Origin of the sequence: Mesorhizobium sp. M2A.F.Ca.ET.039.01.1.1, assembly GCF_003998035.1 — a bacterium.
Classification (GTDB): Bacteria; Pseudomonadota; Alphaproteobacteria; order Rhizobiales; family Rhizobiaceae; genus Mesorhizobium.
This window is the reverse complement of record NZ_RZRY01001393.1, coordinates 1-674: the sequence shown is the minus strand read 5'-3', so window position 1 is coordinate 674 and position 674 is coordinate 1. Positions and strand designations below refer to the sequence as shown.

The following is a 674-nucleotide window of genomic DNA, read 5'->3' as shown; positions in this document are numbered from 1 at the left end:
CGTGCTCAACAAGTCCAGTAACCAATCGAGGCGTGAAACCCGGCGTGAATCCTGCTCCGACAGACAGCGTAACAGTTGCACCTACACCAGACTCTATCGCCCGAGCCGCTGCGACGGGATCCGTAATAGGGACTGCACCGCGCAGTCCCGGATAGCTATCGAGCGCTGCGGAAAGCAAAATGGTACCATCGCCCGGCGCCCCCGCAGCGACCCGATCGCCCATATCTCCGATCGCGAAGGGCCGCTTGTCCGGCGAACTCCGTACATGCTCAAAGACCTCATCAACCGTCAGAAGGTCGTCCTTGAAACGCTCGCGTTCGACCCAGAAGCGTGTCGCAAGGTCCACCGCGATGGAAGGAGCGTCGGCGCTTGGGCCATTGCTCAAGATCGTAACAACCTGGCCGATTTCGTCATCATCGGTAAAGCGGAACACGTTGTAGATCGAGATATCCTTAATCGATAGGTGCCGAGCCGCGTATTCGCGTGCTTTTGCATGGATTTCGGCCAGCGGCCCAGAGCCGGTTTCACCCGCACCAGGCAGGATCATAGGCACGCGCGCGGAAACCGTGACCGGTTTTAGACGCCCCTCAAGTTGCTCGATTAGAAGTTCTGCAACTTTCTGGCCACATTCGACAAAGTCCGTATGAGGGTTTTCCTTGCAGCCAATACAAATA

Annotated in this window: 1 protein-coding gene; it reads right to left on the bottom strand. The window is 57.3% G+C overall.

Going from position 1 to position 674, the window contains the following annotated elements; genetic code table 11:
* The coding region (locus EOA24_RS40055) for a M81 family metallopeptidase (RefSeq protein ID WP_133375057.1) at positions 1 to 674 on the bottom strand (674 nt) is incomplete at both ends.